Origin of the sequence: Labrenzia sp. OB1 (assembly GCF_001624695.1) — a bacterium.
In the GTDB taxonomy this organism is placed as follows: domain Bacteria; phylum Pseudomonadota; class Alphaproteobacteria; order Rhizobiales; family Stappiaceae; genus Roseibium.
In genome coordinates, this window is record NZ_JSEP01000005.1 from 271260 (window position 1) to 296564 (window position 25305).

Sequence of the window (25305 nt, forward strand, 5' to 3'; positions counted from 1 at the left end):
ATAAATTCGGGCGTGTAGCTCAGCGGGAGAGCACTTCGTTGACATCGAAGGGGTCACAGGTTCAATCCCTGTCACGCCCACCATTATAGCGCTGATTGAGGTTTCATGAAGCGTGGGTTGATCTGAAGCCGGCGCAAATTATGCAGCTGCTTCGTGAACAGCCGGAAGCACCCGGGCGCCTCTGGCGCTCATTTGGTTTAAAGAAGCAGGACCCTCTCGGGGGACAGTGACATGAAGATCAAGAATTCGCTCAAAGCACTGATGACGCGCCACCGGGACAACCGTATGGTACGCCGCAAAGGCCGCGTGTACATCATCAACAAGAAAAACCCGCGCTTCAAGGCACGCCAGGGCTGAAGTCCTGTTGCCGCGTCTAGCGCTGCGGGGTTGTGAAAAACCTTGCGGGTGAAGCACTTAACGCGCCGATCCCGGCGTAGTGACAGCCCCGGTAGCCAGTGCGCACGAAGATGTGTCAAAATCCCGGATTGACCGCCGCATTCAACGATCCATAATCGTTGTATGCGGATTTTTGTTTTTGCACTCCTGTATATGTTGAACGTGCCCCTGGCCGGCGCGCAGACCGTTCCCGACCTCGGGCCGGAAGTCGAGCCGCCGTCCGCGGAAGATTTCAGCCCGTTGCCCGAAGAGCTTCCTGAAGAGGGAGGCAAGGTGGTTGTCGAGGAGGCGGATCCGGACGCGGAAAAGTCCCGGCTGGAGCGCCTTTATTCCGATCTCGCCGAGGCCAAATCCCCGAAAGAGGCGGAGCGGATCGCGCGGAAGATCCAGAGAATTTGGATGGCTTCAGGCAGCGATACGGTCGATGTTCTGATGTCACGTGCCGGAAGGGCCATTCAGTCGGAAGATCCTGCCCTCGCCCTCGATTTTCTCGATGTGGTCGTCACCTTGAAACCTTCCTACGCGGAGGGCTGGAACCGTCGGGCGACCGTGCATTACATGCGTGAGGATTTCGGAAAGTCCCTCGTCGACATCGAGCGCACGCTCGCCCTTGAGCCTCGGCACTGGGGAGCGCTGTCCGGACTGGCCATCATCCAGCGCCGCCTGGGTTTCGAGGATGACGCGCTGGATACCTTCAGGAAGGCGCTGGACGTCAATCCCGGACTTGAGAACGCTGCCAAGGCGATCGTGGATCTTGAAAAGGACGCGGAAGGCGAAGGGGTCTGAGGACCCGAAGCTACCGGAAAATCAACACTGCATCCCGGAATGAAAAAGGCGGCTCGTTTGAGCCGCCTTTTTCATTCAACCAAGTGGGTCTTCAGATCCCGCCCTGTCCGTCGCTGCCGACAAAGGCAATACGCAACATGTTGGTGGAACCGGGGGTGCCGAAGGGCACGCCTGCGGTGACGATGATCCGCTGGCCGGGCTTGGCGTATTCTTCCAGATAGGAAATACGGCAGGCGCGGTCGATCATGTCCTCTTCGTTGGCTGCATCCTCACTGACGACGCAGTGAAGGCCCCAGGCGAGGGACAGCCGGCGGGCGGTTGCCAGAACGGGAGAGAGCACGATCACGGGGCAGGCAGGGCGCTCGCGGGAGGCGCGAAGGCCTGTGGCGCCCGAGGTGGTGTAGCAGACGACGGCGGCCAGATTGAGGGTCTCGGCTATCTGCCGGGCTGCTGCGGAAATCGCATCCGCACCGGTGGCTTCCGGCTCGGTCCGCTGTGCATAGATGATGTTCTGATAGTTCGCGTCCTGCTCCACCTCGTCGGCGATCTTGTCCATCGTGGACACGGCTTCGATGGGAAAATCACCGGCGGCGGATTCGGCGGACAGCATTACCGCGTCGGCGCCCTCGAACACGGCTGTCGCCACATCGGAGACTTCCGCACGCGTGGGGACAGGAGACGTAATCATGGACTCGAGCATCTGCGTTGCCACGACAACGGGCTTTCCGGCGCGGCGGCAGGCACGGGTGATGCGCTTCTGGAGGCCCGGAACCTGCTCTAGCGGCATTTCCACCCCAAGGTCGCCACGGGCCACCATGATGGCGTCGGAGAGCTCTATGATTTCGTCAAGGCGGCCAATGGCCTGCGGCTTTTCGATCTTGGCGAGAACACCGGCACGGCCGCGGGTGATCTTGCGGACTTCAGCAAGATCGTCCGGACGCTGCACGAAGGAAAGGGCGACCCAGTCGACATTCTGATCCAGCGCCGCGATGAGATCACGGTGATCCTTTTCCGTCATGGCGCTGGTGGCGATTTCGGAATCGGGGACGCTGACGCCTTTGCGGTCGGACAGCTTGCCGCCGACGATCACTTCCGTGACTGCGCTGGTGGCGTTGGCCTCGACGACCTTGAGCTGTATCTTGCCATCGTCCAGCAACAGACGGTGACCCGGCTCCAGGGCCTGCAGGATTTCCGGATGGGGAAGGTGGACCCGATTACCGTCGCCTCCGGACGTGTCGGCATCCAGGGTGAAGGATGCGCCGTTTTCAAGCGTGACCGGCCCTTTTGCGAAAGTTCCGACCCGTAGTTTCGGCCCCTGAAGGTCGGCCAGAATGCCGATCGGTCGTCCTACTCTTTCCTCGACAGAACGGATGCGTTCCACAAGCATCTTCAAACGATCATGATCTGTATGGCTCATGTTGATGCGGAACACATCAGCACCGGCGCGATACAGTTTTTCAATGATGTCTTGTTCTGAGGAAGAGGGACCGAGAGTTGCTAGAATCTTGACTCGCCGGTTACGCCTCATCGCCCACCTGTTCCCTGTTGCACGGGTTCGGTCAACTGAACTGTCCAGCTGCTCTGTTCTCCCGTGTCGATTTCAAAAAAGCCTGTCCGTTCAAAGCCACGGGCCACACAGTCTTCGATTCCACGAATGGTGAATTCTTTTTCCCGGGTGCACATGAACGCCCGGCCGCCCCATTCACCGAATTGGTCATAATCAACTGCGTAGATGTAATAGTATCGTGAAACCAATGCACCCGGCACCAGCGTTTCGCAGGAATTGGAGGAAAGGTTCCACCATCCTTCTGTGACCCAGTCGGTCTTGTCCTTGTAACCGATGGCCACGCCAACCTGACTGTCGGTCTTGTTGCAGAGCCGCAGGTCAGCCTTCGCCTTGTCGCTTGTTGCCGGGAGAAACAGCAAGGCTAGAAAAGCGGCACAGACAGTCTTCAGGGGCACGCCTATACGTGCCCGAGACCCTTCCTGGTTCCGTTCCCCAACCTCAAACATATGCAGTCGTTCACTTTGCTGCTTTACAGACATTCGCTTTTTGCGTTGACGAGGAGTGCTTGTCAACGTCGTTAACAGGATCAGGAGCGCTTTCGCCCAATCTTGACACCGGAATCCGCACCCTCACTTCTGCCCCAAGGCGCGGTCTCCCTCTATGAGGCCAGAAATGGGGCGGTAACATGACCGGACCTTCCATGTGAGAATTTAGCCGTCGATAAAACTTATACAGGTTGGTCCGTCATTGGCAAAATTGCCTGTAAATCCAACGCTCAATGTCTGGCCTGACCAAAGCTCAGGCGTTGCGAATCGCCGACCGGATTCTGCCTGAAGCGGCTTGGTTCCCGCGCCGGTTTGCCGTAAACCTGTCGGCCTGTACCTTCGCAAGTCCGATGACCTTCCACGAAGCGAGAAATGACAAAACCAGCAGACGTGGCCGAAGAGGCCTTTCAGCCGACGGAATACATCGATGGCGACCCAGGTTCGGGCATCCTGCTCCTGTGCGATCATGCGTGCAACGCGGTGCCGTCCGCCTATGGGAACCTCGGTGTTCCGCCCGAGCAGTTCGAACGTCACATCGGTTACGACATCGGCGCACGCGCGGTCACGCTCGAACTGGCCAGGCGGCTTGGCGCACCTGCCTGCCTGACGACATTTTCCCGTCTGCTGATCGATCCGAATCGCGGCGATGACGACCCGACGCTGGTCATGCGCCTGTCGGATGGGGCCGTCGTTCCCGGCAACGCCCGGGTGGATGCCCAGGAGCGCTCCCGCCGCATCGAAAGGTTTCATCGCCCCTATCACCTGCTGATTGACCGCACACTCGACGCGATGCTGGAGAAAGCCGCGCCGCCGGTGATTTTCTCTATCCACAGTTTCACGCCCGTTTGGCGCGGCGTGCCGCGGCCCTGGCATGTCACGGTTCTCTGGGACAGCGATCCGCGAGCCGTCGAGCCGCTGCTGGAGGGGCTGCGCGCGCAGGACGGGTTGATCGTCGGGGACAATGAGCCCTATGACGGCGCTCTCAAAAACGACACAATGTACCAGCACGCAACGCTCCGTGGATTGTCTCAGGCGTTGCTCGAACTGCGTCAGGATCTTATCGCCGATGCGGCCGGCGCTCGGGAATGGGCGGACCGTCTGGAACCTGTCATGAGAGATATCGCCCGGTTGCCGGACTGCCGGCAGACCCGGTATTTCAAATCACGCTGCGACACCGACTGAGTGCACACAGCCCGTTACGGCAAAGGGAGTTCATGAGTATGGACGAGCAAACCAGAGTGGAATTGGAAGCGGCGGTGTTCAGGCGCCTGGTGGAGCATCTGCGCGGCCGCTCGGATGTGCAGAACATCGACATGATGAACCTGGCCGGGTTCTGCCGGAACTGCCTGTCCAACTGGTATCAGGACGCAGCGGTGGAAAAAGGCCTGGATCTGGACAAGGCCGGGGCGCGCGAGATCGTTTATGGTATGCCCTATGATGACTGGAAGACAAAATATCAGGCGGAAGCCACAGCGGATCAAAAGGCCGCATTCGAAAAGACCAAACCGCAGCATTAGATCCGCGTCGCGGGTCGCGGACCCGAGGCGGTCGCGGTTTTGCACCGGTACCGCTTGACGGCTTTGCGCAAGTCTGGCACGGCACGGTCGGATTTTAGGGGCAGCCAGGGTTTCGCATCTGGAACCGGCGGCCGATTTCAACGAACCAAGAAGACGAAAAAAGGAGAACTGAATTCATGTCCGATCCGGGTGGAGTGGCAGCCGATCAGCTGCGTGCATTCGTGGAACGCATCGAGCGCCTTGAAGAGGAAAAGAAGGTCATTTCCGATGACATCAAGGACGTATACGCCGAGGCAAAGGGCAATGGCTACGACGTGAAAATCCTGCGTAAGGTCGTGTCGCTGCGCAAAAAGCAGCCGCATGAACGCGAGGAAGAAGAAGCCGTGCTGGACCTTTACATGCACGCGCTCGGCATGGCTGCTCAGGCGCCGTCCGAAGGCTGATTTTCTCCAGGGTGCAAACTCATGGTTGAGAACGAAAAAGAGCGGCGCAACGGCCGCTCTTTTTTGTTCGTATCAGGCAGACCTCAGCGTGCGAACCGGACAGGAAGAACCACGATGGCGGGGCCCTCGAACCGGTCGGTCCGCAGACCGGCATAGGGATCGCGCTCGAAGCTTGCGGCAACGAAGCGGTTGCCCGGCATCATGACGTTTTCCAGTTTGCGCTGGTTGGGGTGGCTCAGCCCGGCAAAGGTACGATTGCGTGTGGTGCCCGCACCCGACAGCAGCGTCGCTGCGGATTTGTCCGGAAGGCTGGCAAATCCGGCAAGCGGATCGATGATCTGGTCTCTGGGAATGCGCCCGGAAACGGACGGCAGCTTCCGTTCGGCTGCAGCGGGTGTCGCCGGGCCGGCACGATTTAAGGATTTTTGCTGCGGCACGCTTTTGGAGGGACGCAGCGAGCGGCTCAGGCTTTGCGGTACTGCTGCGCTCGCGGAAGCATACGCGAGGGTTGTTTCAGGGCGCGGCGCCGGCGATGGCGACGGGACGGTTCCTGTCGCCGCGGCAATTGCCGCCACCGGATCGGAAGCGGGAACGGTTCCGGAAAGGCCGAGAGTTTCAGCTGCAGCTCTGGCCGCGTTGCTCAGGCCGGTATCGGGTTTTTGAACCGGGGCACGGGCAACCTGAAACCGCGTATCGATCACGTCTTTTGTCGAAGCCGGCTGGCCGGTTTCCAGCGAGAACCGTTGCGCATCGAGGGTGTTCGGCGCTGGGGCCGCCGGGACCGCAGCCGGGGGAACGGGGGAGGCAAGCGCAGTTGCGGCGGCCGCCGGTGCCACGGGAGCCTGCTCGACGAGGACCGGTTCAGCACTGGCGACAACGATCGGCTGCTCCTGCGGGGCCGGTGTTGCCGGTTCGCTCTCCAGCACCTTGCGGGTCGGGATCGGCGGATTTTTCAGGACCGGCGAAGCATCCGCAGTCAAGGCCGCGGGCGGCTTGTTGCCGACCGCGCCCGGGCGCTGGTTCTGCTCACCGCGATTGTTGCCGCCGAACAGGCTCGCGAACAGGTTTCCGCCAGCGGCGGGTCTGTCGTTGCTGGCGGTGGCCACGGGGATCGGCGTGCCGGGTTTGGTCAGGCTCTGGTCCCGGGTGCTGGCGGGGCGGCTGCTGGAGGTGGAGCGATTGTTCGAGGCGACGATTGTCGGCTTAGACGAACTGCGTCCACCGGATCGCGATTCGGCGAGGGCGACCTTGTAACCGCTCATCGGCTTGCCGTCGGAAGGAATGTGAAGGGTTTTGCCGTTCGGGAAGACCTTGGCGAGCTGGGAGCGGCTCATGCGTGGCCAGTGTCGGATGGTGCCAGTGTCCATGTGGACGAAGGGCGATCCGGAACGGGGATAATAACCGACGCCGCCTACTTCCTTGCGCAGGCCGGCTGCCCGCAGCTTGGCGAGATTGACGCCGGGAATATAGAAGTCCATCGCCCTGCCGAGTGTGTGCTGGCTGTTTTTCGCAACGCCGGAAGACCGCTTGCGCAGCATGTTGTTGGTTGCCGGAGACCGGTAACTGGAAACGACGTTGATGGGCTCGCGTGCGCGAACGCTCTGGTAGACCTCCCAGACCAGATCCAGAAGTTCCGGATCCATCTTGATGATCTCGTTGCGCCGCCAGTCGCGCAGGAAGCGGTTCGCCTCGCGCAGACCTTCGGGCAGGTAACGGCCGTTTCTCTTGAAGGTGATCGAAACACGCTCTTTCGTATGCGTGTTGTAAAGTTTCAGCGTACGGGTTTCCGCTTGCGCGGCGCTCGTGGGGAATGCACACACAACAGCCAGCACGCCAGCGACCGTAGCGGCGTGCTTCAGCCATCCGACGGCGTTGAAATCAAACAACCGTTTACGCAAAATCTGTCTCGCCGTTTTTGATGGCATCACCCATCCCGTGCTCCCCAGCAGGAGCTCCACACTAGCCGCAGCAAGTTAAGAAGTTTTTACCCTGATTTCATTAGCGCGATAATCGTTGCGGAATTGCAACGGCGCAACAGGAAATTCGATTAAAAGCCCTCCGCAGATCTGCATATCGGCAGAATGCGTCAAAAAATCGTCCGAATTCCTGTGAAAAGGCGTGGCGGTCAGCTTGGCGGGAGCTTGAAGGCAAGACCCGGGACCGTCCTGGAAGGCCGGACCCTCGAATCCAGGGGCTCTTCAGCCGGTCTCAGGCAGCGTTTTCCTCGCCGCCTTCCTCCAGACCGTATTCCTTCAGCTTGCGGTAAAGTGTCGAGCGGCCGATGCCAAGGCGCTTGGCAACTTCCGTCATGCGGCCCGAGTAGTGGTTGATCGCGGCACGAATCAGCTCTTCCTCGATATCCGCGATTTTGCGCACATGGCCTTCCGGATCGAGATTGCGCATGAACCCGAAGGGGGCCGCCTGCTCGAAGCCGGACCGGGGCGCGGGATGCGCGGCAGAGTCATGTGGTTTTGCGGTGACGGGCGGCGAAGAAACGGCCGCGGGAGCATTTGCTTCGCCATTGCCCGGAAGATCGGCAGGGGCAGGGGTGGGGGAGACTGCCGCCGGCTGATCGACGGCTACGGCGACCTGCGGGAAATCGTGCACCGTCAACTGGGCGCCGTCACACAGGACGACGGCCCGGAAGACGGCATTTTCAAGCTGCCGGATATTGCCTGGCCAGTGATAGGCCTGCAGCATGTCGAACGTTTCCGAAGTCACTCCGGCCACCTGGGGCTTGCGCTCTTCCGCGGCGAACCTGGCCAGGAAGTGCCGTGTCAGGGCTGGAATGTCCTCACGCCGGTCGCGCAGCGGCGGTATCCAGATCGGAAAGACGTTGAGACGGTAATAAAGATCCTCGCGGAACGCGCCATCCTTGACCTGATCGATCAGGCGCCGGTTGGTCGCGGAAATCAGCCGGAAGTCCACCTTGACCGGACGCCTGGCACCGATCGGGTCGATCTCGCCCTCCTGGATGGCGCGCAGCAGCTTGACCTGGACCTCCTGCGGCAGTTCGCCGACCTCGTCGAGAAACAGCGTGCCGCCATGGGCTTCCTGAAACTTGCCGACATGTTTGTCGACGGCACCGGTGAAGGCACCCTTTTCGTGGCCGAACAGAATCGATTCGACGAGGTTTTCCGGGATGGCGCCACAATTCACCGTCACCAGGGGTTTGGATTTGCGGTCACTGGAGCCCTGGATGGCGCTGGCGATCATTTCCTTGCCGACACCGCTCTCGCCCTCGATCAGGATGGGAATATTTGAAGCGGCGGCGCGCTTGCCGAGATTGATCACGCGTTCCATGGCCGGGGAATGGGTGATGATGTCCGCGAACGTCAGCGTGCCGGAGGCCTGCTTGCGAAAGCGGGTGATCTCGTCCTCGAGCGCCGAGGTCTTCAGGAGATTCCGGATCGACACATTGAGCCGTTCGGGGGCTACCGGCTTGACGGCAAAGTCCTGGGCTCCGGCATTCATCACACTGACGACGGTGTCGATGCCGCCGTGGGCGGTCTGGACGATGACCGGCGTGGCGATCCTGTCGCCGCGCAGGCGCTGCAGGACACCGAGGCCGTCGAGTTCCGGCATGACCATGTCCAGGATGATCAGGTCGATTTCGCTGGCTTCCGGCCCTGTCATGATGCGCACGGCTTCCGCGCCGTTTTCCGCTGTCTTGAAGCGGTAGCCGAATTTCACAACAGCTTCCTGAAGCAATCTCCGCTGGATCGGATCATCGTCTACAATAAGAATTTTACCGCTGATAGCTTGCATTTGCCGGCCAGACCCGTTCCGATTTGTCTCGTTTCGAACCATTCTGGTCGCAATTGGGTAAACAAATCGTCCAAGGTGGGGCAAAAAAGTTTGGCATTTGCGATTGCGGCGCGGCGTCGGCCCGGCCTACAAATTCTGTAGCTGAACTACCATGGCCTTCCGAAGGCGACCGTTTACCCGGAGTAAGTAATGCCGAAGCTGCCGCACCCCGTTTTCGCGCCTCAGTCTTCTTCGTCCGCCGATCTCGGGCATCTGCCAGAATGGGATCTGACGGATCTTTATCCGGCTCTGGACGCTCCGGAGGTGATCGCGGACCTGAAAGAGTGCCTCGACCGGTCGAAAACCTTCGAGACCTCCTACAAGGGGCGCCTTGCCGAAATGGCGCGGGACAACGTGGCGGCGCTTGTCGTCGCGATCCGGGCCTATGAGGAACTGGAAGATCTCATGGGCCGGCTTGTCTCCTTCGCAGGGCTGGTCTACGCGGAAAACACCGTCGATCCTGCATCACAGAAATTCTACGGCGATGTGCAGGAGCAGATCACCACGGCCAGTTCTCATCTCCTGTTCTTCACGCTGGAACTCAACAAGATCGACGACGCCATAATGGAGACTGCTCTTCAGGATCCGCATCTTGGCCATTATCTTCCGTGGATCGAGGATCTGCGCAAGGGCAAGCCCTATCAGCTTGAGGATCGGGTCGAGCAGCTTTTCCACGAAAAATCGGTCACCGGGGCAGGCGCCTGGAACCGTCTCTTTGACGAGACCATGGCGTCGCTGAAATTCGATGTCGGCGGCGAGGAGCTCGCCATCGAACAGACGCTCAACCTGCTGGTCGATCCCTCCCCGGAAAAGCGCCAGATTGCCTCGCAGGCACTGACGACGACCTTCAAGAAAAACCTCAGTACCTTCACGCTCATCACCAACACGCTTGCCAAGGACAAGGAGATTTCCGACCGCTGGCGGAATTTTTCCGACGTCGCCGACAGCCGCCATCTGGCGAACCGTGTGGAGCGGGAGGTGGTGGACGCAATGGTCGGTGCCGTCCGGGACGCCTATCCGCGGCTGTCGCACCGCTATTACAAGATGAAGGCCAATTGGCTCGGCATGGACCAGCTCAACACCTGGGACCGCAATGCACCGCTTCCGGATGCAGATACGCGGACCATCCCCTGGGATGAAGCCAAGGCAACGGTGCTGTCAGCCTACGGCTCCTTCTCACCCGACATGGCCGAGATCGCAGGGCAATTCTTCGACAAGGGCTGGATCGATGCACCGGCCCGGTCCGGAAAGGCGCCCGGAGCCTTCGCGCATCCGACGGTGCCGAGCGCGCATCCCTACGTGCTGCTCAATTACCAGGGCAAGGTGCGCGATGTGATGACGCTGGCGCATGAGCTTGGCCATGGTGTCCATCAGGTTCTAGCCGGGCCCAACGGGCCGCTGATGGCGCCGACCCCTCTGACGCTGGCGGAAACCGCGAGCGTCTTCGGTGAAATGCTGACGTTCAAATCCCTGCTGGCGAAGGCGGACAATCCGAAAACCCGCAAGATCATGCTGGCCTCCAAGGCCGAGGACATGATCAACACCGTTGTGCGGCAGATCGCCTTTTATACGTTCGAGCGCAAGGTGCACACGGAACGGCGCAACGGCGAACTGACTGCGGACAAGATCGGTGAGCTTTGGCTGTCCGTCCAGGGCGAGAGCCTCGGTCCGGCGATCCGGCTGAATGAAGGCTACGAGCCATTCTGGACCTATATCCCGCATTTCATCCATTCGCCGTTCTACGTCTATGCGTATGCGTTCGGGGATTGCCTGGTGAACTCGCTTTATGCGGTTTACGAGGAGGCCGAAGCGGGATTCCAGGAGAAATATTTCGATCTCCTGAAAGCCGGAGGCACCAAGCACCATTCCGAGCTGCTTGCACCTTTCGGTCTCGATGCCACGGATCCCGACTTCTGGAAAAAGGGTCTTTCGGTGATTGAACGCATCATAGACGAACTGGAAGAACTCGATCAGGCCTGAGACAGGAAATCGGCAGCGCATGGAAACAAGACCTAATCCGCCATTCACGCATTCGCCTTATGACGGATCCAGCCAGCCTTTCGCGGTCGGACTGAAGCCGGTCGATGAAGCGGTCTTTCTGGAACCTGACACGTCGCTCGGTGCTTACCTGACCGAGAAGGAGCGCTTGTTCTCGCGGGATCTAGAGACGGTGTTTCGGCAGGAGGCCGACACGGAGGCCGCGCAGGCGGAAGTTCTGGATCTCGTCACCGGCAACCTGGAGCGTTTCCACGGCGGCACGTATCGCTTTGGTTCCGGCACGGTCGAGATCCCCGGCGCAGGGCGTGTCGTGAGCCTGTCGGAAGGGCCCTTTCTTCTCACCGCATCGCGGCTCGTTCAGGAAGACCTCATCATCATGCGGCCGGGACCTGAAGGCTATCGGCTGGTTGCGGCGTCCCTGTGTTTTCCGTCTTCCTGGTCGCTCGATGAGAAATTCGGCCAGTCGATGCATGGCATTCATGAAAACGTGCCGGGCTTCAACGGTGCGCGCATGGGCCAGACCGTGGCGCGTCTTTTCGACAATCTGAAACCGGAACAGCTTGTCGGCAGGTTCAACTGGTCGGTCTACCCGGACGGCAATCTGCATCATCCGCGCCCGAAACAGATCCGCCCCGAGATTTCCAACGGCGGCCTCGCCCGGCTGTTCCTGCGCGTCGAGCGCCAGACCCTTCGGCGGCTGCCCGGAAGTGGCGATATCCTGTTCACGATCAAGGTTCATCACGACCCGCTGGCTGCGCTGGAGATCCACGAAGATCGCGAGAGGCTCGCGGCGGGGCTCCGGCAGCAGCTTGTCGATCTCGATGTGGACCAACTCGCCTACAAGGGGCTGGTCAGCACCCGTGATGCGCTTGTGAAAGCTCTCGAAGGTCTTTCCGTCGCAGCGCAATAGCGGAGGCAAGGCTGGATATTGCCAGCGCTCCGCATATTTAGTCGATGACACTGCGCCTCGAAATGGAGCCTGAAGCCACATGCCGAATTCCAAAGACCGGGAAAGCAACCGGTTCAGCGCCCGGATGGGCCGCTATGCCAGGGTAGGCACGAATGTGGGCGGCATTGCTGCCAAGGTTGCCGGCGCCAGGCTGTTCGGCATGGATCTTGACAATGCCAAGAATGCGACCGAGTTGGCCGCCGCGCTGGGTGGTCTCAAGGGGCCGCTCATGAAGGTCGCCCAGCTCCTGTCGACAATCCCCGATGTGCTGCCGCCCGAATATACGACCGAGCTTGCCAAATTGCAGGCTAATGCTCCCCCGATGGGCTGGGCGTTCGTCAAACGCCGGATGCGGGCGGAACTTGGTGCCGACTGGCAAAGCCGGTTTGAGGACTTCGGCAGGGAACCGGCAGCGGCCGCCTCGCTGGGACAGGTGCATCGCGCAGTCGGTCATGACGGCAGGGTCCTTGCCTGCAAGCTGCAATATCCGGATATGGCCTCTGCCGTGGAAGCGGATCTCAAGCAGCTGCAGATGCTGTTTTCCGTACACCGGCGCATGAGCCCGGCGATCGATACACGGGAGATCGGCAAGGAAATCAGCGCCCGGATGCGGGAGGAACTCGACTACGTCCGCGAGGCAGCGCATATCGCGATGTACCGGCGGATACTTGCCGAAAGCAGCCGTATCCGTGTTCCGGAAGTGGTCGAACCGCTTTCGACCGGACGCCTCCTGACAATGGGCTGGCTCGCCGGAAGACCGCTTCTGGACTTCAAGGAGCACAGCCAGGAAGAACGGAACCTTCTGGCGGAGACCATGTTTCATGCCTGGTGGCATCCGTTCAGCCATTTCGGCGTCATTCACGGCGATCCGCATCTGGGTAACTATACGGTTTTCGAAACGGACGGTGCGCCGGCAGGTATCAACCTTCTGGACTACGGCTGCATCCGGGTCTTTCCCGAGAGCTTTGTCGAAGGCGTGGTCGATCTTTATCGCGGGCTTCTGGAAGGCGACGACGAGCGTGTCGTGTCGGCCTATGAGCGCTGGGGCTTCAAGAACCTCAAAAAGGAGGTGATCGAGGTTCTCAACATCTGGGCGGGCTTTATCTACGGTCCGCTGCTGACCGACCGTGTCCGCTCCGTCGCCGACGGTGTGTCGGCGGCTGAATATGGCCGCAAGGAAGCCTTCCGGGTGCATAGCGCGTTGAAGGAACTCGGCCCGGTTACGGTACCGCAGGAATTCGTTTTCATGGACAGGGCGGCCATCGGCCTGGGCGGTGTCTTTCTTCACTTGCGGGCCGAAGTGAATTTCTTCCGCCTGTTCAACGAACAGATCGATGGGTTCGAAGCTGCGGCGGTTCGCCGCCGTCAGGACGAGGTGCGTGCCGCCGCCGGGCTCGGCACAGCGCCGCACGCGGCCTGAGGCGAGGATCAGGCCGGATAAAGCCGGTTCGGGATGCCCTCCGGCAAAAAGTCGCGCCTGCCGGATGGGTTTGTTCACATGGGAACATTGCCGAACCGTGAAACTTTATTGTATGAAGGCAACCGGCCAGAGCGTCCTGCATTCAGATGAACGCAGACCCGGTGCTCTTGAAACTTTGAGACCGATCAACTTCGGACACCTTGCCGCAATCAGGCGGACCGTCCGTTGATCCAGTGAATTCCTGGGGGACTTTATGTCTGAAGATAACGCTCCTGCGATGGACTATGACGCTCACGAGCGGACTTACGAAGGGTTCATCAACTTCTCCAAGGTCGGCACCATCGCGGTTCTGACCATCGTCGTATGTCTGATCATGTTCAGTTTCGGCGGTACCGCCGCAATCGTCTTCGGCTGGTTGATGCTGATCGCAACGATGGCCGCTTCGGCAATAGGCCTTGCCCTTGGGGCATCCGGCTGGATCCCGCCCACGATCGTTTTCGTGCTGACCGGCATTCTGGCGATTCTGACGGTCTGATATTCTGCCAAGGCAGTCATGTTTTCAGGAAGGCGCGGTCCGGACCGCGCCTTTTTGTTGACCGCCAGACATTATAAGCAGATGCCATGAACTCGTCCGCGCTCGTTCCGTTTGTCTACGATCCTCCTTCGGAGCCGTATCTGACCGTCGTCCATATGGACGAGGATCTGCTTGTCGTCGACAAGCCGAGCGGGCTTTTGAGTGTTCCGGGCAAGGCTGCGGAGCATTCCGATTGTCTGGAATACAGGGCTCGAGCAGCCCACGAGAAGGCGCGTATCGTTCATCGGCTGGATATGGATACATCCGGAGTGATGGTCCTGGCGATGAACCCACAGGCACATCGCCATCTCGGCCTCCAGTTCGAGCGCCGCAAGACCCTCAAGACCTATATCGCCGAGGTCTGGGGGCACCCGGACGCAGAGGAAGGCCAAATCGATCTGCCGCTGATCTGCGACTGGCCGAACCGGCCGAAGCAGATGGTCAGTGCCGAACACGGCAGATCGGCGCTGACGCGCTGGAAAGTTCTGGAGAGGCGGGACAGAACGACTCGGGTCAGGCTGTTTCCCCATACGGGCCGGTCGCATCAGCTCCGGGTGCACATGCTTTCCCTCGGCCATCCGATTGTCGGAGACAGGTTTTACGCTTCAGGAGAGGCTCTGACTGCTTTCGGGCGCCTGGCCCTGCACGCGGAAAGCCTGGAGCTGCATCATCCTGCCGATGGTATACGGGTTCTCTTTGAAAGCCGCTGCCCATTCTGAGTTGGCTGGAGGCGGTCTTTCCCGTCTTGCGATCCGTTCCGAAGACTCAGCCCTGGCCGACGCGGCCCATTCCTTCACGTGCGAGCTGGTTTGAATTGTCCAGTGTGATCGCCTTGGAGTAATTGCGGCGAGCATCTTTCTGCTTGCCGAGCATTTCCAGCGCAAGGCCGCGGTTTGCCCAGGCAATGGAGGAGTCGCGGTTAAGGTTGACGGCCATGGACAGATCGGAGAAGGCGGCGTTGGGGTCGTTGACCGCGATATAGGCGATCCCGCGGGCGGTATAGGGGGCCGCAGCCTTCGGATTGAGGCCGATCGCGGTGGCGAAATCCTCAATCGCGCGGTTGTTCTGATTCTGCGCCTGGAAGATCAGGCCGCGGTTGTAGAACGCGCGGGCATCGCTGCTGTCGCGGGAAATCACGGAATTGAAATCAGCCAGTGCGGCACTGAAATTGCCCTGCTGGCGATAGATGTTGCCGCGCCCGACATAGGCGACATCGTAGTCGGGTTTGATGTTGATCGCACGGGTGTAGTCGGCAACGGCAAGGTCGTTCCGGTCCAGCCGGCGGTAGACGAGCGCCCGATTGGCATAGGTCTGATAGGACTGGGGATCGAGCTGCAGCGCCCTGTTGAAGTCTTCCGTCGCCTGATCGAGCTTGCCCGCCTTGCCATAGGCTATCCCGCGTGTGGAATAGGCATTGGCATCGGAGGGATTGGCTTCGATCACCGCTGTCAGCGACGCGATATTGGTGGAGGAACCGGCGGATGTATCGATGGGCACATCGTTATAGACTCCGCCGGTGTTGCACGCCGCCAGCAATGTGGACAGGCAGACCAACGCGGCAAAAGGCAGAAGTTTGCGCAAGCGGCACATGTGATCTCTTATCGTCAAGGAACTGAACATGCCGTTCTTCTGCCTCCATTAGGGCGTCAATGTGGCTTTGCTTCGACGAACTGCCTGTGTCAGGGGTATTCTCTTCAAAACGCCAAAAAGCCGACCGTGCCTCCGGTCGGCCTTACGGCAGTCTTGAATGAGGGCGGTGGTCCATACCGCCAGGCACGCTCAAGCCGTTTAGCGGCGAGCGGCCGGCTTGCCCGGAAGAAGACCTTCACGCTGTGCCCGCTTGCGAGCCAGCTTGCGCGCGCGGCGAATTGCTTCAGCCTTTTCACGCGCCTTCTTCTCGGACGGCTTTTCGAAATGACCACGAAGTTTCATTTCACGGAAGATGCCTTCGCGCTGCATCTTTTTCTTGAGCGCCTTCAGCGCTTGATCGACATTGTTGTCGCGAACCAGAACCTGCACGCGTTTTTTCCCATTTTCGTTGCGCTGCGACCGATCCGCAGCCAGAATTGGACTTGGCCAGTATTGGACAATGATTGAAGCGAGGTCTTGCCAGCGGTTTCTGCAGCCGCCCTGAAGACACGCAGCCAACGCCTATCTCGTTTACATGTGTATCGAGCAGCACATGTTAACAGAAACCTGATCGCCGCTGACGCGTCGCTCACTTTGGGCGGGTTAATACCAGAGCGGCCGGGTCGTGTCCACAGTCATTCGAAAAGAAACAGCCGGCGCCAGCGGCCCGGCCTCGAACAGCGGTGTCTGACGATGGCTGTCGAACATGTGTAGACACCACTCGTCAAGGGGACTAGAGGTGAGACCCTTCCATTGCCAACCCTGACTGCTGGAGGAAACAATGGCGCAGCTCGCGTCAAGGGCCCCCGATTCGCACAAGGGTGTTTCCCTTTGGCGAAGCGATATTCTCCCCACACTTGCGCTTGGTCTGCCGCTGGCAGGCGCGCAATTGGCGCAGATGGCGATCAATACCACGGATGTGCTGATGATCGGCCGGTTGGGAGCGGAAGAGCTGGCGGCATCCGTGCTGGCATTCAATCTTTACATGCTCACATGGTTCTTCGGCATGGGCGTGCTGCAGGCGGTTATCCCGCTTGCGGCCAGGGCGCGCGGCCAACGCAAGCCGCGGGATCTGCGCCGGGCTGTGCGCATGGGCTTCTGGGTGTCCGTGCTTTTCTGCATTCCGGTCTGGAGCGTTCTCTTCTTTACCGAAACCATTCTTCTGGTGCTCGGACAGGAGCCCGACCTGGCCGCGACGGCAGGTCTCTACATGCGCTATCTGCAGTGGACGATGCTGCCGGCGCTTCTCATCATGGCCGTACGCGGTTTCCTGACTGTCATGGAGCGCACGCAGGTGGTGCTCTGGGCCACAATTGCCGGTGCGGTCGTCAACGCGATCCTCGACTATCTGCTGATTTTCGGGGAATTCGGATTTCCGCGCCTGGAGCTTGTCGGAGCCGGGATCGCCTCTGTGTTCAGCGCGTCGACCACGTGCCTGTTTCTCATTCTCTACGCCATCTGGCATCCGAAACTGCGCCGTTATCATATCCTTGGCCGGATCTGGCGCTCGGACTGGCCGGTGTTCTTCCAGATCGTCCGGCTGGGAACGCCCATCGCCCTGACGATCATTGCGGAAGGAGCGCTGTTCACGGCGTCCTCCATCATGATCGGCTGGCTCGGAACCCTGCCGCTGGCGGGGCACGGCATCGCGCTCCAGATCGCGTCGCTCACCTTCATGGTGCCGGTCGGCTTCTCTGTTGCGGCAATGACCCGCGTCAGTCTGGCGGCGGGGCGCGGCGATCATGTGGCGGTCGGTCGGGCAGGCTGGACGGCGTTGGGGGTGACCATGATCTGCATGGGCAGTTTCGCAGTTTTGTTCTGGAGCCTTCCGGAAACCCTCGTCGGCTTCTATCTCGATCTGGAAGATCCGCAAGCCAGCGAAGTCATGGCCTACGGTGCCTCGTTCCTGGTCGTCGCCGCGATTTTCCAGCTTGCCGACGGTGGGCAGATCATCGGGGTCAACAATCTGCGCGGGCTGGGAGACACCACGATCCCGCTGTTTTATGCGCTTTTCGGATATTGGGTGGTGGGAATCAGCCTGTCGCTCGGCCTCGGGTTCGCTGCCGGCTGGGGTGGCGTAGGCGTCTGGTCCGGGTTGGCCGGGGGGCTTGCCTCGGTGGCCCTTCTGGCGAACCTGCGCTTTGCGCGCCGCAGGAAACTGGGACTTGTCGGGCTCTGATCGCGTCAGGCGGTTCTGGGGAAAATCCGGTTCACATGACCCATCTTGCGGCCTGCGCGGGTCTGTGACTTGCCGTAAAGATGCAGCCGTGCGGCAGGCTCCTCAAGCACGCTCTGCCAGCCGTCGGCCTCGAAACCGATCAGGTTCTCCATCACCGCGTCGGAATGGCGTTCGCCCGACCCCAGCGGCCAGCCGGCGACCGCACGGATATGCTGGTCGAATTGCGAAGTCAGGCAGGCATCCTGCGTCCAGTGGCCGGAATTATGCACCCGTGGCGCGATCTCATTGACCAGAAGCCGTTCTCCGGCCCCGTCGCGGACCAGAAACATTTCCACCCCCATCACGCCGACGTAGTCGAGGCCGCTGACGATGCGTTCGGCCATCGTCCGGGCCGAGGCAGCGGTTTCTGAGGAGACACCTGCCGGAACGGTTGAGGTTTTCAGAATGTGATTTTCGTGGTGATTGCGGGCGATGTCATAGCTGGCGCAGGTGCCGTCCAGATCCCTGGCGACAATCACAGAGACTTCGCATTCGAACGGAATGAGCTCTTCAAGCACGGCGGGGACCGCGCCGATTTTCTCAAACGCGCCGATTGCGTCTTCCCGGCTGCGGATCATCATCTGACCCTTGCCGTCATATCCGAAGCGGCGTGTTTTCAGGACCCCCTGGCCGTCGAAGGCGGACATGGCGGATTCCAGATCTTCTTGCGAGTCTATTTTCGAAAAACCGGCTATCGCGACACTGGCGCCGGTCAGGAACTGTTTTTCGGTCAGGCGATCCTGCGCGACCTGCAGCGCACGAACGCCCGGTCTGACCGGTACCTTGGCATCGAGATGCGCGGCAGTCGGGCCGGGGACGTTTTCAAATTCGTAGGTGACAGCGGACACCGCTGCGGCGAACCGGTCGAGAGCGTCGATATCGTCATAAGGGGCAAGCGTGAAGTCGGCACAGACGTCGAATGCCGGGCTGTCCGGGTCGGGGCAGAAGATATGCGCCTTGAGGCCGAGGCTGGCAGCCGATTGCGCCAGCATGCGGCCGAGCTGTCCGCCACCGAGAATTCCGATCGCATCGCCAGGGATCAGCCGGGTTTTTTCGCTCATGCCTGAAATCCTGTTTATGCGGGAAAACTCAATGCGCCTCGTCGGAAGGAACTTCGGCGACTGCTGCTGTGCGTTCGGCGCGGAAGACATCCAATGCGGTCTCGACATCCGGATCGGTCAGGGCCAGTACTGCCGCGGCAAGCAGGGCGGCGTTGGTCGCACCCGCCTTGCCGATGGCCAGTGTTCCGACCGGGATGCCGGCCGGCATCTGCACGATCGACAAAAGGCTGTCCTCCCCGGAAAGCGCCCGGCTTTCAACCGGAACGCCGAAGACCGGCAGCGGTGTCAGGGCTGCGACCATTCCCGGAAGATGGGCGGCGCCGCCGGCACCGGCGATGATCAGCTTGAAGCCGTCCGACTTGGCGCTTCTGGCAAAGTCATACATGCGGTCCGGCGTGCGATGGGCGGAGACGATCCTGGCCTCATAGGTCACACCGAGCTGATTGAGTGTATCGGCTGCATGTTTCATTGTCGGCCAGTCCGACTGACTGCCCATGATGATTGCGACATCCGCGTTGGCCATGTGTTGCTCCACCATCCTGGGAACGATCGTACTTTTGGCGTTCGGTTTTTCCGGCCGAACGTCCGTCGATCTCGAAGAGCGGCGGAGTATAGGCAGCGCGCCGTTCATCGCAAGCCGGAATTGCCGGAAAAAGTCCGCGCCGCGATTCGCGGAGTGCAGATGGACGGATCGAATGCCCTGAACGCCCGCTAGGCGATGATGTCGGGGAAAAACTGGTCTTCCAGCGCGCTGATCCGGTCCTTGATCATCAGCTTTTTCTTTTTCAGCCTCTGAAGCTGCAAGGCGTCATGGTTGGACGAGGCCGCCAGCGCCTCGACTGCAACGTCAAGATCCCTGTGCTCCTGACGGAGCTGCGCGAGCTCCGCTCGCAAAGCATCATTGTCCATTTTCGCCATCTGTATTCCCCGGAAACGGGATCAGTTCCAGAACATCTTTCCCATGTCGGGCCGACTTCAGGAGAGATACCCTCATACGTCAAGAGCGATCACCTTTTCCGCTTTCATGTGATTCCACAAGCGGGCAGGGCGAAGTCGTCCACTTTTCCGCCGACGGGAAAGACAGGATCCGAGTCGGGGACGGCCGAAAATCAATCATGCCAGAGACGGGGGCGACCATAAACCGCACAGGTTTTTACCCTTGGGAAAACCTGTGAACCGGCACAATTCCCAAGGAGAAAATTGGTGAGTTTAGAAGCGCTTATTTGATGCGCGATTTTTAGAGTTTTCTAACGATAGCAGCGGGAATGCGCATTTTGACGGCGAAACGATCGAGATATGCAGAATCGGCAATCGACAAGGCCGGATTCCCTATGGCACGATGATCGTGTTGAGCCAACCGACAGGAGGTTTATCCATGTCCATGCAGTCACATCTCGCAGAACTTGAGCGCCGTCACGCGGAAATGGAACGCAAGATTGAAGATGCAAATTTGCACCCGAGTACGGACTCCCTGGAATTGGCTGGCATGAAACGACAAAAACTGAAGATCAAGGACGAGATCGAGCGAATACGGCAGGACGACGTGACGCTTCACTAGGCGCGTTTGCCAGATGTTTCGAGAACGCCGCGCTTCGTCGCGGCGTTTTTTTTATAGTTCTCCGACGGCTGTAGTCTGGATCTAAAGCGTGTCGCGTTTAGGCGGGCACAGCTATTCTGGAAAACGCCCGAGGCAGCGTTTGCATTGCAAATGCGTTCTGGTGGTTTCCGGAATTCAATTAAACACGACAGGCACTAAAGCGCCTTCGCCTGCTCGCGAAGGGTGAACTTCTGGATCTTGCCGGTTGAGGTTTTGGGAAGTTCACAGAATACGATTGTCCTTGGAGCCTTGAAATTTGCAAGGTGCTCCCGGCAGAAGGCGATCAGATCCGTATCGCTGGCCGTCGCGCCCTGCCGGAGTTCCACAAAGGCGCAGGGTGTCTCGCCCCATTTTTCGTCCGGCCGGGCCACGACCGCGGCGGCCTGTACATCCGGATGTTTGTAGAGCACTTCCTCCACCTCGATGGACGAGATGTTCTCACCGCCCGAAATGATGATGTCCTTGGACCGGTCCTTGAGCTGGATATAGCCGTCAGGATGCATCACCCCGAGATCGCCTGAATGGAACCAGCCACCGGCAAACGCTTCTTCGGTGGCAGCCGTGTTCTTCAGATAGCCCTTCATCACCACATTGCCCCGGAACATCACCTCGCCGAGGGTCTGGCCGTCGGCGGGAACGGGTTCCAGAGTCTGCTGGTCGAGCACGGCCAGATCTTCCAGGGCGACATAGCGCACGCCCTGGCGGGCCTTCTTTTGCGCCTGCCTGTCCAGCGGCAACGCATCCCATTCCGCCTTCCAGTCGTTAACGACGGCGGGGCCGTAAACTTCGGTCAGGCCGTAGAGATGGGTGACGTTGAAACCGGCTGTCTTCATGGCGGCAAGAACGCTTTCCGGCGGCGGCGCGGCGGCGGTGAAGAATTCGACCGGATGATCCAGCGCGCGTTTCTGGTCGGGTGCCGCGTTCAGGAGCGTCGACATGATGATCGGCGCGCCGCACAGATGGGTGACCTTTTCGTCGGCGATCAAATCCCACATCGGTTTCGGCCTGACCCAGCGCAGACACACATGGGTGCCGGCAACCACCGACAGCGACCAGGGAAAGCACCAGCCGTTGCAGTGAAACATCGGCAGGGTCCACAGGTAGACCGGGTGCGAGGTCATGGCGGCGGTGATCACATTGGCCTGGGCCAGAAGATAGGCACCGCGATGGTGATAGACAACGCCCTTGGGATTGCCCGTCGTCCCCGAGGTATAGTTGAGAGCGATCGCATCCCATTCATCCTCGGGCAGTGACCAGGAATAGTCCGGATCGCCGGATTGCAGGAATTCCTCGTAGTCGAGGGTGCCAAGACGTGCGCCATCCTGGGGGAACTCGGGATCGGAGTAATCGATCACGGTTGGGCGGACACTGGCGAGCGACAGTGATTCCTGCACGACCGGAGCATATTCACGGTCGGTAATCAGGACCTTGCAATCGGCGTGATCCAGCTGGAAGGCGATGACACCCGCGTCCAGGCGGGTGTTCATGGAATGAAGCACCGCGCCCGACATGGGCACACCGTAGTGGGCTTCGAGCATCGGCGGCACATTGGGAAGCATCACGCTGACTGTGTCGTTCCGCCCGACACCGAGGTTGGCGAGTGCGGAAGCGAGCTGGCGCGCACGGCGGTAAAAGCTGCGGTAATCGGTGCGCTGATTGCCATGAATGATCGCGGTGGTGTCGGGAAACACATCCGCGGCCCGTGCCAGAAAGCTGAGCGGACTCAGTGCGGCATAGTTCGCGGTTGTCTTATCGAGCCCCCGGGCGAACGGGCTGACACTGGCATCCATGGTCTTCCTCCCTCAATCCTTTTTCCGAAATCAAAACCGGAATCCGGACAGCACGCAATGCCTCATTGGCAACCGCGCCTAGACGAAGAACACGGAAATGCCATCATAGGTCAGTTTGACGCCGATCACCGCCATGAAGACGTAGATGATGCCGTAGAAAGTTTCCGCCTTGACGATACGCACCAGGCGAACCCCGGCCAGAGTGGCGATCAGGGCCACCGGAAAAAGCGTAACCGAGGTCGTCAGATTTGTGGAATCGAATTGGCCGAGAAGAAAATAGGGCACCAGCTTGATGGCATTTATGGTGGCAAAGAAAATCACGGCCGTACCGGCAAACAGCATTGGAGCGAGGCGGAGCGGCAGCATATACATCTGGAACGGGGGGCCGCCCGTATGGCTGATAAAGCTGGTGAAACCGGCGACAGCCCCCCAGAAGGTGCCCTTGGGCACATTGTGGCCCGGTGCGGTGGTTTCCTTGCGCCGAACAAAGACATAGTCGGCGACAAAGGCGATGGAAATGACGCCGACCAGCAGGGTGACGAAGGAATCGTTGACGTAGGCGGCGGCGGCCCAACCGGCACCGATTCCCACGAGGGCTGCCGGAAACAGGATGATCAGGCTTTTCCAGTCGGCGCGTCCCTTGTAGGCGAGGAGCGCGATCGCATCCATGACGATCAGGATCGGCAGCATGATGCCCGCTGCCTGCAGCGGCGAAACGACGAGCGCCATGACCGGGACGCCGAGCATGGCGAATGTGCCGCCGAAGCCACCCTTGGAAAGGCCGACGAGAAACACGGACGGTATGGCGGCGGCATAAAACCAGGGATCTGTAATCGGGGACATGAGCTTTGAAGGCGGGATCTGGGATCAGGACAGGACCGGCAGACAAGCATGCCAGAATGATTACGTAAAGTCCCGACCACCGAATTGCTTATACGCGGAGGCTTGCATTTCCGCATGCCCTTACAGCACTCTATCGGGCAAAAGCCCGGTTCGGTTCCCATCAGATGATTGCGGCCGTGGCGGGAGGCTATCTGGGAGGAGAGGTCATGGCGAGCCGGTATCACGAGGTCTATCAGGGCTGGAAGGACGATCCGCTGGCATTCTGGAAGAATGCGGCCTCGGAAATCGATTGGATCTCGACATCCGACCGGGTGTTCGATACCGATGAGGGGCGATACGGAAGCTGGTTCCCCGACTGGCAATGCAACACCTGCTACAATTGCCTTGACCGTCATGTCGAGCGTGGGCGGCCCGGACAGCCGGCGCTGATCTATGACAGCCCGATCACCGGCAGAACCGCAACCTACACCTATTCGGAACTGCTGGAGGAGGTCGAGGCACTTGCCTGCGTTCTTGCGGACCAGGGACTGGAGAAGGGTGACCGGGCGATCCTCTACATGCCGATGACGCCGCACGCGGTGATGGCGATGCTCGCCTGCGCGCGCCTGGGTGTCGTTCATTCCGTCGTCTTCGGTGGTTTCGCCGCAAATGAACTGGCGACCCGCATCGACGATGCCACCCCGAAAACCATTATCGCCGCGTCCTGCGGCATCGAGCCGGGCCGGGTGATCGCCTATAAACCGCTGATCGATGCGGCGATCGAGCAGGCGAGGCACAAGCCGGAAAGCTGTCTTGTGTTCCAGAGAGAGGAACTGACAGCCGGTCTGGTGGAGGGCAGGGACCATGATCTCGGCGCCCTGCAGGAGGAGGCAAAGACAGCCGGCCGGCGAATTGCCCCGGTTCCGGTCAAGGCCACCGACCCGCTTTATATTCTTTACACTTCCGGCACGACCGGCCAGCCGAAAGGAGTGGTGCGCGACAATGGCGGCCATATGGTCGCGCTCAAATGGTCGATGAGCAATCTCTACGATATCCAGCCGGGGGAGGTCTTCTGGGCCGCGTCCGATGTCGGCTGGGTGGTCGGTCATTCCTACATCTGTTATGCGCCGCTGCTGCATGGCTGCACGACTGTCGTGTTCGAGGGCAAGCCGGTGGGCACGCCTGACGCGGGTGTCTTCTGGCGGGTGATTTCGGACCACGACGTGGTGTCGCTCTTCACGGCACCGACGGCCTTCCGGGCGATCCGCAAGGAAGACCCCAACGGGGAACTGATCGAGAAATACGACCTGTCACGATACCGGTCGCTGTTCCTGGCCGGCGAACGCGCCGACCCCGAAACTGTCAATTGGGCGATCGACAAACTGCAGGTGCCGGTTATCGATCACTGGTGGCAGACCGAGACCGGCTGGTGCATTGTCGGCAACCCGCTCGGTCTCGGGCAATTGCCGGTGAAACCCGGTTCCCCCACGGTTCCCATGCCCGGATACGACGTGCAGGTGCTGGACGATGCCGGCCATCCGCTGGGAACGAACACGCTGGGCAACATCGTTGTGAAACTGCCCTTGCCGCCGGGCGCGCTGCCGACGCTCTGGAATGCCGACGAGCGGTTTTTCGACGCCTATCTGGCGGAATTTCCCGGCTACTACAAGACATCCGATGCCGGGGTGATCGATGACGACGGCTATCTGTCGATCATGGCGCGGACAGACGATATCATCAATGTTGCCGGCCACAGACTGTCCACCGGTGGCATGGAAGAGGTTCTGGCGGGCCATCCCGATGTTGCCGAATGCGCGGTGATCGGTATTGCGGACAAGCTGAAAGGCCAGTTGCCCTGCGGGTTCGTGGTGCTGAAATCAGGCGTTGACCGCTCCCATGACGAGATTGAAAAGGAACTTGTCAAACTGGTGCGCGAGAAGATCGGACCTGTTGCCGCCTTCAAGATCGCGATTACGGTGGAGCGTCTTCCCAAGACCCGGTCAGGCAAGATCCTGCGCGGCACGATGCGCCAGATTGCTGATGGCGAGACCTACAGGATGCCGGCGACCATCGATGATCCGGCGATCCTGGATGAAATCAGCGACGCCTTGAAAACACACGGTATTTCCGTTTGATAAATCGAAACGCCGGTGACGGAGGCCAATAACGGCCATCGACAGCGCCTGTTTTGCCTCTTAATGTCGGGCCGCCGCGCAGCGGCCCGTGTCTCTGACGCGGTGCGAATT

24 protein-coding genes and 1 tRNA gene are annotated in these 25305 nt (G+C 60.1%); 14 read left to right on the plus strand and 11 right to left on the minus strand.

The window, feature by feature from the left end; translation table 11 throughout:
* Window positions 1-8 precede the first annotated feature (8 nt).
* The 3 genes from OA90_RS09265 to OA90_RS09275 all read left to right on the plus strand — a co-directional run bounded on the left by OA90_RS09265 (window position 9) and on the right by OA90_RS09275 (window position 1182).
* Window positions 9-83, plus strand: a tRNA-Val gene (locus tag OA90_RS09265).
* Window positions 84-231: 148 nt separating this feature from the next.
* The gene (ykgO, locus tag OA90_RS09270) at window positions 232-357 is read left to right on the plus strand and encodes a type B 50S ribosomal protein L36 (RefSeq protein WP_006932207.1); all 126 of its coding nucleotides are present in this window, start codon (window positions 232-234) and stop codon (window positions 355-357) included.
* 192 nt (window positions 358-549) lie between these two features.
* Window positions 550-1182 carry a hypothetical protein gene (locus OA90_RS09275; RefSeq protein ID WP_208986050.1) on the plus strand — a complete coding sequence of 211 codons (633 nt, stop codon included), beginning with the start codon at window positions 550-552 and terminating at the stop codon, window positions 1180-1182.
* A gap of 91 nt (window positions 1183-1273) precedes the next feature.
* On the opposite strand, the gene pyk is transcribed toward OA90_RS09275, so the two are convergent.
* Together pyk and OA90_RS09285 are read right to left on the minus strand one after the other, a co-directional pair.
* Window positions 1274-2710, minus strand: coding sequence for a pyruvate kinase (gene pyk, locus OA90_RS09280; protein ID WP_068409678.1), 1437 nt, complete (start codon window positions 2708-2710; stop codon window positions 1274-1276).
* Window positions 2707-3195 carry a DUF1036 domain-containing protein gene (locus OA90_RS09285; RefSeq protein WP_208986051.1) on the minus strand — a complete coding sequence of 163 codons (489 nt, stop codon included), beginning with the start codon at window positions 3193-3195 and terminating at the stop codon, window positions 2707-2709. The genes pyk and OA90_RS09285 overlap by 4 nt, the downstream gene beginning before the upstream one ends.
* 411 nt (window positions 3196-3606) lie before the next feature.
* Between OA90_RS09285 and OA90_RS09290 the strand changes: the two genes are divergently transcribed.
* The 3 genes from OA90_RS09290 (at window position 3607) to OA90_RS09300 (ending at window position 5194) form a co-directional block, all read left to right on the plus strand.
* The gene (locus tag OA90_RS09290) at window positions 3607-4416 is read left to right on the plus strand and encodes an N-formylglutamate amidohydrolase (protein WP_068409679.1); all 810 of its coding nucleotides are present in this window, start codon (window positions 3607-3609) and stop codon (window positions 4414-4416) included.
* A gap of 38 nt (window positions 4417-4454) precedes the next feature.
* Complete coding sequence (locus OA90_RS09295; protein ID WP_068409680.1) at window positions 4455-4751, plus strand: DUF1244 domain-containing protein; 297 nt, start codon at window positions 4455-4457, stop codon at window positions 4749-4751.
* Window positions 4752-4927: 176 nt separating this feature from the next.
* Window positions 4928-5194, plus strand: coding sequence for a DUF2312 domain-containing protein (locus OA90_RS09300; protein WP_068409682.1), 267 nt, complete (start codon window positions 4928-4930; stop codon window positions 5192-5194).
* A gap of 83 nt (window positions 5195-5277) precedes the next feature.
* Here the strand turns inward: OA90_RS09300 and OA90_RS09305 are convergent, their stop codons facing one another.
* Both OA90_RS09305 and OA90_RS09310 read right to left on the minus strand, forming a co-directional pair.
* Complete coding sequence (locus tag OA90_RS09305; RefSeq protein WP_068409684.1) at window positions 5278-7092, minus strand: DUF882 domain-containing protein; 1815 nt, start codon at window positions 7090-7092, stop codon at window positions 5278-5280.
* A gap of 310 nt (window positions 7093-7402) precedes the next feature.
* On the minus strand, window positions 7403-8962 hold the full coding sequence (locus OA90_RS09310) for a sigma-54 dependent transcriptional regulator (RefSeq protein ID WP_156510441.1): 1560 nt from the start codon (window positions 8960-8962) through the stop codon (window positions 7403-7405).
* 189 nt (window positions 8963-9151) lie between these two features.
* Here OA90_RS09310 and OA90_RS09315 point away from each other — a divergent pair, with 189 nt between their 5' ends.
* The 5 genes from OA90_RS09315 (at window position 9152) to OA90_RS09335 (ending at window position 14661) form a co-directional block, all read left to right on the plus strand.
* Window positions 9152-10981 (plus strand): M3 family oligoendopeptidase, encoded by a 1830-nt coding sequence (locus tag OA90_RS09315; protein WP_068409685.1) that lies wholly within the window; start codon window positions 9152-9154, stop codon window positions 10979-10981.
* 19 nt (window positions 10982-11000) lie between these two features.
* Window positions 11001-11909 (plus strand): DUF3445 domain-containing protein, encoded by a 909-nt coding sequence (locus tag OA90_RS09320; RefSeq protein ID WP_068409687.1) that lies wholly within the window; start codon window positions 11001-11003, stop codon window positions 11907-11909.
* Window positions 11910-11988: 79 nt separating this feature from the next.
* Window positions 11989-13368, plus strand: coding sequence for an AarF/ABC1/UbiB kinase family protein (locus OA90_RS09325; RefSeq protein WP_068409689.1), 1380 nt, complete (start codon window positions 11989-11991; stop codon window positions 13366-13368).
* 253 nt (window positions 13369-13621) lie between these two features.
* Window positions 13622-13903: an aa3-type cytochrome c oxidase subunit IV gene (locus OA90_RS09330; RefSeq protein ID WP_082836932.1), complete on the plus strand. Its 282-nt coding sequence runs from the start codon at window positions 13622-13624 to the stop codon at window positions 13901-13903.
* A gap of 86 nt (window positions 13904-13989) precedes the next feature.
* Complete coding sequence (locus OA90_RS09335) at window positions 13990-14661, plus strand: RluA family pseudouridine synthase (protein WP_068409693.1); 672 nt, start codon at window positions 13990-13992, stop codon at window positions 14659-14661.
* Between the two features lie 46 nt (window positions 14662-14707).
* Here OA90_RS09335 and OA90_RS09340 read toward each other — a convergent pair whose 3' ends face one another.
* The gene (locus OA90_RS09340; protein WP_208986053.1) at window positions 14708-15562 is read right to left on the minus strand and encodes a tetratricopeptide repeat protein; all 855 of its coding nucleotides are present in this window, start codon (window positions 15560-15562) and stop codon (window positions 14708-14710) included.
* A gap of 168 nt (window positions 15563-15730) precedes the next feature.
* Window positions 15731-15961, minus strand: a complete 231-nt coding sequence (gene rpsU, locus OA90_RS09345; RefSeq protein WP_068409696.1) for a 30S ribosomal protein S21 — start codon at window positions 15959-15961, stop codon at window positions 15731-15733.
* A 391-nt stretch (window positions 15962-16352) separates the two neighbouring features.
* On the opposite strand from rpsU, the gene OA90_RS09350 reads away from it, so the two are divergent.
* Window positions 16353-17750, plus strand: a complete 1398-nt coding sequence (locus tag OA90_RS09350; RefSeq protein ID WP_068409698.1) for an MATE family efflux transporter — start codon at window positions 16353-16355, stop codon at window positions 17748-17750.
* Between the two features lie 5 nt (window positions 17751-17755).
* On the opposite strand, the gene OA90_RS09355 is transcribed toward OA90_RS09350, so the two are convergent.
* The 3 genes from OA90_RS09355 to OA90_RS09365 all read right to left on the minus strand — a co-directional run bounded on the left by OA90_RS09355 (window position 17756) and on the right by OA90_RS09365 (window position 19768).
* Window positions 17756-18850, minus strand: a complete 1095-nt coding sequence (locus tag OA90_RS09355) for a 5-(carboxyamino)imidazole ribonucleotide synthase (protein WP_068409704.1) — start codon at window positions 18848-18850, stop codon at window positions 17756-17758.
* Window positions 18851-18878: 28 nt separating this feature from the next.
* On the minus strand, window positions 18879-19373 hold the full coding sequence (purE, locus tag OA90_RS09360; RefSeq protein ID WP_068409884.1) for a 5-(carboxyamino)imidazole ribonucleotide mutase: 495 nt from the start codon (window positions 19371-19373) through the stop codon (window positions 18879-18881).
* A 188-nt stretch (window positions 19374-19561) separates the two neighbouring features.
* Entirely contained in the window at window positions 19562-19768 is a 207-nt protein-coding gene (locus OA90_RS09365) for a DUF465 domain-containing protein (RefSeq protein ID WP_068409705.1), read from the minus strand.
* 457 nt (window positions 19769-20225) lie between these two features.
* Here OA90_RS09365 and OA90_RS09370 point away from each other — a divergent pair, with 457 nt between their 5' ends.
* On the plus strand, window positions 20226-20408 hold the full coding sequence (locus OA90_RS09370; protein WP_068409706.1) for a DUF465 domain-containing protein: 183 nt from the start codon (window positions 20226-20228) through the stop codon (window positions 20406-20408).
* A gap of 194 nt (window positions 20409-20602) precedes the next feature.
* Here the strand turns inward: OA90_RS09370 and OA90_RS09375 are convergent, their stop codons facing one another.
* Both OA90_RS09375 and OA90_RS09380 read right to left on the minus strand, forming a co-directional pair.
* Window positions 20603-22237: an acyl-CoA synthetase gene (locus OA90_RS09375; RefSeq protein ID WP_068409707.1), complete on the minus strand. Its 1635-nt coding sequence runs from the start codon at window positions 22235-22237 to the stop codon at window positions 20603-20605.
* Between the two features lie 78 nt (window positions 22238-22315).
* The gene (locus OA90_RS09380) at window positions 22316-23080 is read right to left on the minus strand and encodes a sulfite exporter TauE/SafE family protein (RefSeq protein ID WP_068409710.1); all 765 of its coding nucleotides are present in this window, start codon (window positions 23078-23080) and stop codon (window positions 22316-22318) included.
* Window positions 23081-23286: 206 nt separating this feature from the next.
* On the opposite strand from OA90_RS09380, the gene OA90_RS09385 reads away from it, so the two are divergent.
* Complete coding sequence (locus tag OA90_RS09385; protein ID WP_068409886.1) at window positions 23287-25194, plus strand: propionyl-CoA synthetase; 1908 nt, start codon at window positions 23287-23289, stop codon at window positions 25192-25194.
* Window positions 25195-25305 lie beyond the last annotated feature (111 nt).

Bases quoted from the DNA above. Each gene is read 5' to 3' on its own strand.
- OA90_RS09370 (WP_068409706.1), top strand. From the start codon at position 20,226: ATGTCCATGCAGTCACATCTCGCAGAACTTGAGCGCCGTCACGCGGAA.
- OA90_RS09375 (WP_068409707.1), bottom strand. From the start codon at position 22,237: ATGGATGCCAGTGTCAGCCCGTTCGCCCGGGGGCTCGATAAGACAACC.
- pyk (WP_068409678.1), bottom strand. From the start codon at position 2,710: ATGAGGCGTAACCGGCGAGTCAAGATTCTAGCAACTCTCGGTCCCTCT.
- ykgO (WP_006932207.1), top strand. From the start codon at position 232: ATGAAGATCAAGAATTCGCTCAAAGCACTGATGACGCGCCACCGGGAC.
- OA90_RS09315 (WP_068409685.1), top strand. From the start codon at position 9,152: ATGCCGAAGCTGCCGCACCCCGTTTTCGCGCCTCAGTCTTCTTCGTCC.
- OA90_RS09330 (WP_082836932.1), top strand. From the start codon at position 13,622: ATGTCTGAAGATAACGCTCCTGCGATGGACTATGACGCTCACGAGCGG.
- OA90_RS09285 (WP_208986051.1), bottom strand. From the start codon at position 3,195: ATGTTTGAGGTTGGGGAACGGAACCAGGAAGGGTCTCGGGCACGTATA.
- OA90_RS09355 (WP_068409704.1), bottom strand. From the start codon at position 18,850: ATGAGCGAAAAAACCCGGCTGATCCCTGGCGATGCGATCGGAATTCTC.
- OA90_RS09290 (WP_068409679.1), top strand. From the start codon at position 3,607: ATGACAAAACCAGCAGACGTGGCCGAAGAGGCCTTTCAGCCGACGGAA.
- OA90_RS09385 (WP_068409886.1), top strand. From the start codon at position 23,287: ATGGCGAGCCGGTATCACGAGGTCTATCAGGGCTGGAAGGACGATCCG.
- OA90_RS09325 (WP_068409689.1), top strand. From the start codon at position 11,989: ATGCCGAATTCCAAAGACCGGGAAAGCAACCGGTTCAGCGCCCGGATG.
- OA90_RS09310 (WP_156510441.1), bottom strand. From the start codon at position 8,962: ATGCAAGCTATCAGCGGTAAAATTCTTATTGTAGACGATGATCCGATC.
- OA90_RS09340 (WP_208986053.1), bottom strand. From the start codon at position 15,562: ATGTTCAGTTCCTTGACGATAAGAGATCACATGTGCCGCTTGCGCAAA.
- OA90_RS09295 (WP_068409680.1), top strand. From the start codon at position 4,455: ATGGACGAGCAAACCAGAGTGGAATTGGAAGCGGCGGTGTTCAGGCGC.
- OA90_RS09300 (WP_068409682.1), top strand. From the start codon at position 4,928: ATGTCCGATCCGGGTGGAGTGGCAGCCGATCAGCTGCGTGCATTCGTG.
- OA90_RS09335 (WP_068409693.1), top strand. From the start codon at position 13,990: ATGAACTCGTCCGCGCTCGTTCCGTTTGTCTACGATCCTCCTTCGGAG.
- OA90_RS09380 (WP_068409710.1), bottom strand. From the start codon at position 23,080: ATGTCCCCGATTACAGATCCCTGGTTTTATGCCGCCGCCATACCGTCC.
- purE (WP_068409884.1), bottom strand. From the start codon at position 19,373: ATGGCCAACGCGGATGTCGCAATCATCATGGGCAGTCAGTCGGACTGG.
- OA90_RS09350 (WP_068409698.1), top strand. From the start codon at position 16,353: ATGGCGCAGCTCGCGTCAAGGGCCCCCGATTCGCACAAGGGTGTTTCC.
- OA90_RS09320 (WP_068409687.1), top strand. From the start codon at position 11,001: ATGGAAACAAGACCTAATCCGCCATTCACGCATTCGCCTTATGACGGA.
- OA90_RS09275 (WP_208986050.1), top strand. From the start codon at position 550: ATGTTGAACGTGCCCCTGGCCGGCGCGCAGACCGTTCCCGACCTCGGG.
- OA90_RS09365 (WP_068409705.1), bottom strand. From the start codon at position 19,768: ATGGCGAAAATGGACAATGATGCTTTGCGAGCGGAGCTCGCGCAGCTC.